A 7,701-nucleotide genomic window follows, 5' to 3' on the forward strand; every position below is an offset into this window, starting at 1 on the left:
TCCAGAACATCCGCCGCGGCCACTACGAACTCGGGATCGACACCGACCCGCACGCACGGCTGACAGCCGCGTTCACCGAGCTCACCCTCGCAATCTGATCACCCGCCCGGCAGGGTCAACCATGCCCTGCCTTCCCCCAATGCAACAGACCCATCTCGCGTCCCGCGACGCTCATCACAGCCCAGCCAGTAACCTCGCCGACGAATCCTGCTAGCCTCAACGAACTTCGAAGCTCGAGACGAACCGCAAGCAAACGGGCCTCGCGCCACCCCGAGCTCGGCACAGCGACCGGCAGCGTCACCTCTTCAGGTATCGTCGAGGCACCGGCCGGTGTGGCGCAATTGGTAGCGCTCTCGACTTGTAATCGAGCGGTTAGGGGTTCGAGTCCCCTCACCGGCTCCAGACAGATGGCCTCTGACCTGCGGTTTTGCGAAATCAGAGATCATCTATTCAAGATCGAAATGGGTTTGTGTGCGCATTGTGTGCGCATTCGGCAATTTTGTGCAGGAAGCGATCATGAACGGGGTGTCCCCTCCGGGCGCCTGGACCGGGACCTGCGGTCGCGACACCACCCCGACGACGGTTACGCTCCGTTATCGCCTGCCGTTCTGAGGGCGGGTGGGATCGGCGAGAACGATGCGTGGCGGCTGACGGTGGCCGGTCCGCCACCCCACCCCACGCCACCGCGGCACGGGGATCGGACGTTCACGGCGCCGCCAGGGTCGATGGCGGCGCCGTGGACGTGAACATGGCGACGGAGCAAGCAACCCGGTGTTAGCACCGGGGATCGCCGCAGCGTGGAACGGGATCCGCCGTGCCCCCACGGGTCCGCCCCGGTCAGGTCACCCCCGACCCGCACCGGCGACATCGACGCCATGGCCGACGCTATGGGCCTCGACGCGGGTCGCGGCCAGGTACGCCAAATCCGGATAGCCGAGATTCTTCGCGGTGAACGCCGCCGCGACGCATGCTTCGACGAGCGTGTCCAACGCCAGCCGGTGGGCCTGCTCGTCGGCCGCCAGACGGGGCCGGGCGGCGCAGGTGGTGAGCTGAGCTGACCGAGATCCGGCAGGCAGCTACCTCGGCTTACGGCGACGCCGGTCAAGGGCCGCTATGCCGACCGCGGCCACGGCGACGACGAGCAGGCTGCCACCAAGCTGGACCTCCTGCCAGAGGCGGTCATGCAGCGATGCGCTGGCGCTCACCTTCCGCAGCTCTCCGACCAAGATCAGTGCGATGACGGCGAAAAGACCCGCCTGCTGGGCCAGCATGGACAGCGGCGGACGCACGAGCCGGCGTAACTCCTGGTTTGTTGCTTCCTGGGCGTCCCACCGTTTCTGCTCCGCGGCGGCTCGCTCCGCTTCCCCGATACCGTCGATGATCAGGTTTCGTTCCCGTAGATCCTGGTCCTGCAACAGGCCGTGGCTGCCACGGCTGCCGGTTGCGGGCAGGAGCCGCAGCGCGTTGTCGATGCTGTCGAGCGCCGCGGCATAGTGGCCGCACCGGCGTCGGCCGGTCGCGAGCCGGAAGTGGAAGGTGTGGTCCGTGGGGTACTCGGTCACGGCTTCTTCGGCGTGGCGCCGCAACAGCTCGGATCGTCGCGGTCGGGCGCCGCGAGCGCCAGAGGCGAGGATTCCAGGAACCGGTGGAGGTCGTCGAACCAGAAGTTCATGCGGAGCTTGCTGGCGTGGTACACCGCCGCGAACGCGAAGACGGTGGGAGAGCCGCCGACCTGCTGGTCGATGCGGTCGACCACGCCTGTGAGATCCGCGCGGGACTCCACGCTGTCCCGGGTGATGAAGGCGTATCCGACCGCCCAGGTCTCGATGATCGTGCGGCGTTCGGCGGGGCTGGCCTGGCCGCTGTGGTCCTCCAGCCAGCGGGCGCAGCGGGCCGCGACCTCGACGGTGGGCTCGCGCAGGAACCTGCGGCGCCAGTACCGGTCGGCGCAGATCAGCCAGGGGTCGGCCACAAGGTCGGCGGAGGCGAGCTGGAACGGCGGTTCCACGCCGGCGTCGACCAGCGCCGAGGCGACGCTCTCGCACACTTCCCGCGAGTCGGCCGCCCTCACCTGCGACAGCGGCCGTACGATCGTGTCGATGTCCATGGCCCTCCTCGGTATGCGCCTCGTGCCGCCGTTGTCCACCACCGTCGTCGGCGTCTATCTTTTTCCGCGGGGCTTCTTCTTACGGGGTTGAGTACGCTGACCGGTCTCGCCGGTGCGGGTTTTTCGGTCGCGTTCCGGGCGCCGCGGGTTGACATCGTCGAGGACGGCTTCAACGATAGCGATCGCGTAAGCATTCACCTGGCTAATTGATGTTGCTGTGCGTGGTCGAGGCTGGAGCCGGGTGTGGATGTTGTTCGGATGGTTGGGTGTCGCGGGGTGGCTGGCTGGCTCGGGTGTGGTGATGTGGCGGGGTGTCGCCGGAGTTGGACGAGATGCCGCCTGAGGGGTTGCGTGCCGTCATCGGCGCGCAGGCTGAGCTGATCGGCCAGCTACGCGCGCAGAACGCCGCCCAGGCCGAGGTGATCGAGGAGCAGGGCCGGCGGATCGAGGAGCTCGCGGCCTAGTTGAAGGCGCTGGTACGTAAGCAGTCGCGGAATTCGAAGAACTCGTCGTTATCGCCCTCGACGGACGATGTGATCCCGGGGCGGGCGACGCCGAAGTAGACCGAGGACGAGGCGGCGAGGCCGGGCGCGGGCGGGAAGAAGCGGAAGCGCGGCAAACAGCCGGGCGCGGGCGGGCTGACGGCGGCTTGGGTGACCCCGGACAGGGTCGTGGCGCACTACCCGGTGGGCTCCTGCGGGTGCGGGGCGTCGCTGACGGACGCGCCGGTCGTCGGGCTCGCCCGGTCGCACCACTGCCACGACCTGGAGCCGGTCCGGTTCACGGTCGTGCGGCATGACCTCTACCGGGTGCACTGCGGCTGCGGGCGCGACCACGTCGCCGCCCAGCCCGAGGGGGTGTCGGCCGCGCCGGTCGCCTACGGGGAGAACCTGCGCGCGCTCGCGCTCTACCTGCTGGTGCGCCAGCACCTGCCGGTCGAGCGGACCACCGAGCTGATCGCGGAGTGGGCCGGGGTGCGGGTGTCGGCGGGCTGGGTGCACGGTCTGCTCGCCGAGGGCGCGGCCGCGGTCGCTCCCGCCCTCGAGGAGATCGAGGACCAGATCGCGCACGCCGACGTCGTCGGGTTCGACGAGACCCCGCTCAAGGTCGGCACGAAGGGCCAGAAGCGCTACGTGCTGTCCGCGTCGACGGTCAACCTCGTCCTGTTCGTGCTCGGCCGCCGTGACCTGGCGAGCTTCAAGGCGTTCCTGCTCGCCCGGGTGGTCGGGGTCGTCGTCCACGACCGGTACGCCCTCTACGACCACGACAAGTTCGCGGGCCTCGTCCACCAGCCACATCCTGGGCGACATCCAGGATGTGATCGAGACCTACCCGGACGCGCTGTGGGCACCGCAGCTCGGGCGGGCGCTGCAGGGCTTGGTCCACCAGGCCAACCTCGCCCGCGCCGCCGGCCTCGACGAGATCCCGCCGGCGCTGCGCGACCCACTCGTCGCCGAGTTCCGCGGCGCGGTCCGCGTCGGCCTCTCGAAGATCCCCGCGTGGACAGCGGTGAGCAGCCGGTTGGCCGCTGCCTACTCGAGTGTCTTCGCGACCGCCAAGACGACGTGCTCCGCTTCGTCTTCGACCTCGACGTGTGGCCCACGAACAACCAGTCCGAAGTGCGACACGAGGTCGCACGCTACAAGAGGATGTGTCGAAAGGAGGACCGGCTTATGCCGGTGGCATGATCCCGGGCCAGTGCCCGTTGGCCCGTTCCCACCTGGGCGTGCGTCGCTGGTAACGGCGGGGTGCGAAGCCCCGGGGTAGAAGCCCAAGGGCCCCTGATCCATCCGGGGGCTACAGGCGAGGGAAAGACCGGGCGGGTGAACGTGAGTGAACCCTCGATGATGTCTCGTTAGGTTGAGCCTCGGATAGATGGATGTTCTGCCGGGGTTTAGGGACCACGCCGCTGTGAGGCGGCAGGCGACGGCCGTCCATTCAGTATCGGCCGTGGTGGGCACCGCCGTCCCCGGGGTCGAGAGGGCACCCAATCCGGTCGTTGCTTGTGCGTGTGGAACGTGGAACCCCGTCGTGGTCCGACCCGTGAGGGCCGGTGAGCCGACCGTGAGGGAGGCCGATCCCCCGGCGGGAGAAGGATGACCCAAGAAGCGAACGCCGGCAGACCGAAAGGTGACGGGAAGCCCATGGCTGTAGTCGCGCCTCCTCCTGGCGTGGGCCGTGGGGAGAACCGGCCGGATACCGGACCTGGTGTCCGGGCCCGAAAGGGCGCCCACGTGGGTCAGGTGAGCCCGCGGAGACAACCGGTGACCACGGTGGCGGAACCGAAGGACACGTTGGACGCCCCGGCGATCGCCGGGGTGAACGGACCGGAGGACGACCGGCCCGGCTGGGACTGGTACGACATCGACTGGGACCAGGCGAACCGGGAAGTACGCAGGCTACGGCAACGGATCTTCGCGGCGTCAAGGGACGGGGACGTGAAGCGTCTCCGGAATCTGCAGAAACTGGCCTTGCGGTCCCTGGCGAACGCTCGGGTGAGCGTGCGGCGGGTGACGGAGGTCAATGCTGGCCGTCTGACCCCGGGGGTGGACGGCCGGGTCGTGCTGGACGCGCCGGAGAAGGCCGAACTGGCCGCGACGGTGCAGAAGCGGGCCCGGTCGTGGACCGCCCAGCCTGTCAGGCGGGTGTTCGTCCCGAAGCCGGGGAAGAACAAGAGCAGGCCGCTGGGAATACCGGTGATCTCCGATCGGGCGGTTCAGGCCATGGTGGTCACCGCGTTGGAACCAGAATGGGAAGCGAAATTTGAGCCGAAGTCGTATGGCTTCCGGCCCGGGCGTGGTTGCCAGGACGCCATTGCCGCGATCTTCTGGACCGTGGCGGGCACGCGGACGAAACGCCGGTGGGCGTTGGACGCGGACCTGGAAGCGGCGTTCGATCACGTGAACCATGATCACATACTCGGGCTGCTGGGCAGCTTCCCGGGACGGGAAGTGGTGGCCAGATGGCTGGCGGCGGGTGTGATCGGCCCAGACGGATACTGTCCGACCACCGAGGGGGTTCCCCAGGGCGGGGTGATCAGTCCACTGCTCTTTAATATCGCGCTTCATGGGATGGAGGAGGCAGCAGGTACCGTCTACGGGTGGAACCCTTACCGGAAGTCCGAGGAAACAGTAACGGGCACGCCGGTGCTGGTGCGGTACTGCGACGACTTCGTGGCGTTGTGCGACAGCCGGGAACAGACCGAACAGGTCAAAGCCCGGCTGACGCCGTGGCTGGCGGCCCGGGGGCTGGCCTTCAACGAGGACAAGACCCGCGTGGTCCACCTCGACGAGGGCCTCGACTTCCTCGGGTTCACCATCCGGCGCCACGGGCCGAAGCTGATCATCAAACCCAGCAAGGACGCGGTCCAACGTGTCCGGGCACGACTGGCCGCCGCGATGAAGGCCCTGCGCGGGGCTAACGCGAGCGCGGTCATCCGCACGCTCAACCCGATCATCCGGGGGTGGGCCGCCTACTACCGGGGTGTGGTGTCCACGGAAACGTTCCAAGCACTGGACAACTATCTGTGGAAACTCACCTACAAGTGGGCGCTGTTCCGCCACAACCATCGGGGGCGGCGGCGGATCGTCGCCCGGTACTACGGCCGTTTCCACCCGACCAGGCAAGACAGGTGGATGTTTGGAGACAGGGGCTCCGGCGCCTTCCTGCTACGCTTCGCCTGGACGAAAATCGTACGCCACGACCTGGTCAAGGGAAGGGCGTCCCCGGACGACCCTGACCTGGCCGGCTACTGGGCCCAACGCCGCCGCCGAGACAAGAAGAACGGCGACGGCCTGCCGCCGATTGGATGGCGCCGCACCACGCTGCTCAACAAACAGCAGGGGCGCTGCCCGATCTGCCAGGGCCTGCTGGCCCCTGACGTCGACCACCCACCGCGCAGCCCGGAAGAATGGGAACAGTGGGCAGTCGACGCCCGCCGGACGGTCACCGTCACCACGGCCGCCGGCCCCAGCGCGCATGACCGACAACCACGCCTTGTCCACGAGCACTGCCGGCAGCGGTGGTACCAGACCCGGCGCCGGACGGCACAGCCAAGCCAGAGCTCGAGACGCCCTCCGGGGCTTGCTTGAGCCGTGTGCCGCGACGAGTGGCACGCACGGTTCTGAGGGGGCCCCGGCGCAGCAATGCGCTGGGGCTACCCGACCGCGACCTGCGGCCGTTCAAGACCCAGCAGAAGATATCCGGCCGGCTCACCTTCGAGGCCGCCACCCGCTGCCGGCTCGCGCTGGCCATCTACCTCGGCACCGCCCGCAAACAGGGCGTCGGCGCCCTGCACGCGCTCCGCCTCGCGTTGCGCGCCACTCCCTGGATGCCTCCGGCCGCGGTCCCGACCTAACCGGCAGCCCCACCCAGCCACGCTCGAACCCGCCGTGCCGGCCCCGCCGGCACGGTCCCCGGCCATACCCACCACCCGCCACTCTCAGTAAACGATCAAAGCTGGTGAATGTTTGCCCGCAGTGGTCCGCCGGTCAGCACACCGGCCTCCCGACGCGGAGGAAGGATCGGTCGAGAAATGTGAGCGGCTCGTCGCCGGCGAGGCAGGCTCGCCGGACTTCACCGATCAAGATCATACGATCTCCCGCCCCGTACCGGCTGTTGCCAATAACCCTGTGCACGATCCATCGCGTCGGTCGATGCCCTCTGGTTGGCTCGCCGTGATCCGCTACCGAGTAAGACAGGTCAATAGCGAACGCGCGCCGACATTGACGTAATTTCCGTACCGCACGAAGTGCGACAGCTGATCGATGGTCATCCAGGTGAAGTCCGGCGGCACATCCAACGGGAAATCATCTCCAGCCAGAATAATCTGGTAGCGATTCTCCGCGTGATAGAAGCGGCCGCCTTCCTCTGAATGAACAACGTCGATGAGGACTCGCTCCGATGGCGTCGACAGCACGAATTCCAGGAACGGCGGTCGCTGGTCGGATCCGAACTCTCGGTAGTTTTCGGGATCACAGTTAACGGTCGGGGACATCTCGACGACGTCGCCGGTACCGGGCTCCGTCCGGGCGTGCACAAGCAGGTGCATTGCGCCCTTCACCCACCTTGCGACAAAGGCGATGATGCCACGCCCGGTCGGCGCGAACATGGGTTGTGACCAGCGGGAAACCTCACGGTTGCTCGCCTGGACGTGGACGCCGATGACATGAAAGAAAAGTTCGAGCTCATGCGATATCTGCTCGTTGGAGCGGATCCAGTTCTTGACTTCGACGAGCCTGATGAGGCGCCGGTCGAGGAGGTACCTGCTCCTAGCCTCCGTGAACCAGCTCAAGAGTTCCTGGGTCGTGTACAGGGCATCGCCGTCCTCGCCGGGAGTCCGTAGCGGCAGGCCCGACAGGATGGTCCGGGAGTCCATGTTCACGAGGTTCTCGATGAGCACCAACTCCCGAAGCTGGTCCACACTCAGCCAGCAGAAGTCATCGAGCACGGGAACGTCGCCCTCAACTTCCACGATCATGTTTCGGTTGCGCTTGTTCAGGAACCACGAGCCTTGCTCGGACTGCAGCGCGTCGAAGGCGACGCGCCCGTTCCGGGGCGCGAGAAAGTGCTCCAGATAGGGGGCCGGGTTTCCA

The 7,701-nt window shown here is 67.5% G+C and carries 8 protein-coding genes, 1 tRNA gene and 1 pseudogene; 6 read left to right on the forward strand and 4 right to left on the reverse strand.

What is annotated here, in order from left to right; translation table 11 throughout:
• Together AC08OV_RS21410 and AC08OV_RS21415 are read left to right on the forward strand one after the other, a co-directional pair.
• A pseudogene (locus tag AC08OV_RS21410) lies at positions 1-98 on the forward strand (IS6 family transposase); the annotation flags it as partial.
• A gap of 228 nt (positions 99-326) precedes the next feature.
• Positions 327-402, forward strand: a tRNA-Thr gene (locus tag AC08OV_RS21415).
• 440 nt (positions 403-842) lie between these two features.
• Here the strand turns inward: AC08OV_RS21415 and AC08OV_RS21420 are convergent.
• The 3 genes from AC08OV_RS21420 to AC08OV_RS21430 form a co-directional block, all read right to left on the reverse strand.
• Positions 843-989 carry a hypothetical protein gene (locus AC08OV_RS21420; RefSeq protein WP_476614259.1) on the reverse strand — a complete coding sequence of 49 codons (147 nt, stop codon included), beginning with the start codon at positions 987-989 and terminating at the stop codon, positions 843-845.
• Between the two features lie 87 nt (positions 990-1,076).
• Complete coding sequence (locus AC08OV_RS21425) at positions 1,077-1,562, reverse strand: hypothetical protein (RefSeq protein ID WP_476614258.1); 486 nt, start codon at positions 1,560-1,562, stop codon at positions 1,077-1,079.
• On the reverse strand, positions 1,559-2,107 hold the full coding sequence (locus AC08OV_RS21430; protein ID WP_476614257.1) for a hypothetical protein: 549 nt from the start codon (positions 2,105-2,107) through the stop codon (positions 1,559-1,561). The genes AC08OV_RS21425 and AC08OV_RS21430 overlap by 4 nt, the downstream gene beginning before the upstream one ends.
• Before the next feature lie 311 nt (positions 2,108-2,418).
• Between AC08OV_RS21430 and AC08OV_RS21435 the strand changes: the two genes are divergently transcribed.
• The 4 genes from AC08OV_RS21435 to AC08OV_RS21450 all read left to right on the forward strand — a co-directional run bounded on the left by AC08OV_RS21435 (position 2,419) and on the right by AC08OV_RS21450 (position 6,464).
• Complete coding sequence (locus AC08OV_RS21435) at positions 2,419-2,571, forward strand: hypothetical protein (protein ID WP_476614256.1); 153 nt, start codon at positions 2,419-2,421, stop codon at positions 2,569-2,571.
• A gap of 189 nt (positions 2,572-2,760) precedes the next feature.
• On the forward strand, positions 2,761-3,795 hold the full coding sequence (locus AC08OV_RS21440; RefSeq protein WP_476620190.1) for an IS66 family transposase: 1,035 nt from the start codon (positions 2,761-2,763) through the stop codon (positions 3,793-3,795).
• A 576-nt stretch (positions 3,796-4,371) separates the two neighbouring features.
• Entirely contained in the window at positions 4,372-6,198 is a 1,827-nt protein-coding gene (ltrA, locus tag AC08OV_RS21445) for a group II intron reverse transcriptase/maturase (RefSeq protein ID WP_476614254.1), read from the forward strand.
• 17 nt (positions 6,199-6,215) lie between these two features.
• Complete coding sequence (locus tag AC08OV_RS21450) at positions 6,216-6,464, forward strand: hypothetical protein (RefSeq protein WP_476614253.1); 249 nt, start codon at positions 6,216-6,218, stop codon at positions 6,462-6,464.
• A gap of 327 nt (positions 6,465-6,791) precedes the next feature.
• On the opposite strand, the gene AC08OV_RS21455 is transcribed toward AC08OV_RS21450, so the two are convergent.
• Positions 6,792-7,701 (reverse strand): NDP-hexose 2,3-dehydratase family protein (locus tag AC08OV_RS21455; RefSeq protein ID WP_476620191.1); only part of this gene is annotated, 910 nt, incomplete at its 5' end.

The sequence above is a fragment of the Frankia sp. CeTa3Moorea genome (genome assembly GCF_978021225.1).

What these genes read in the sequence shown, in the direction of transcription:
- AC08OV_RS21430 (WP_476614257.1), bottom strand. Translation starts at nt 2,107, where the DNA reads ATGGACATCGACACGATCGTACGGCCGCTGTCGCAGGTGAGGGCGGCC.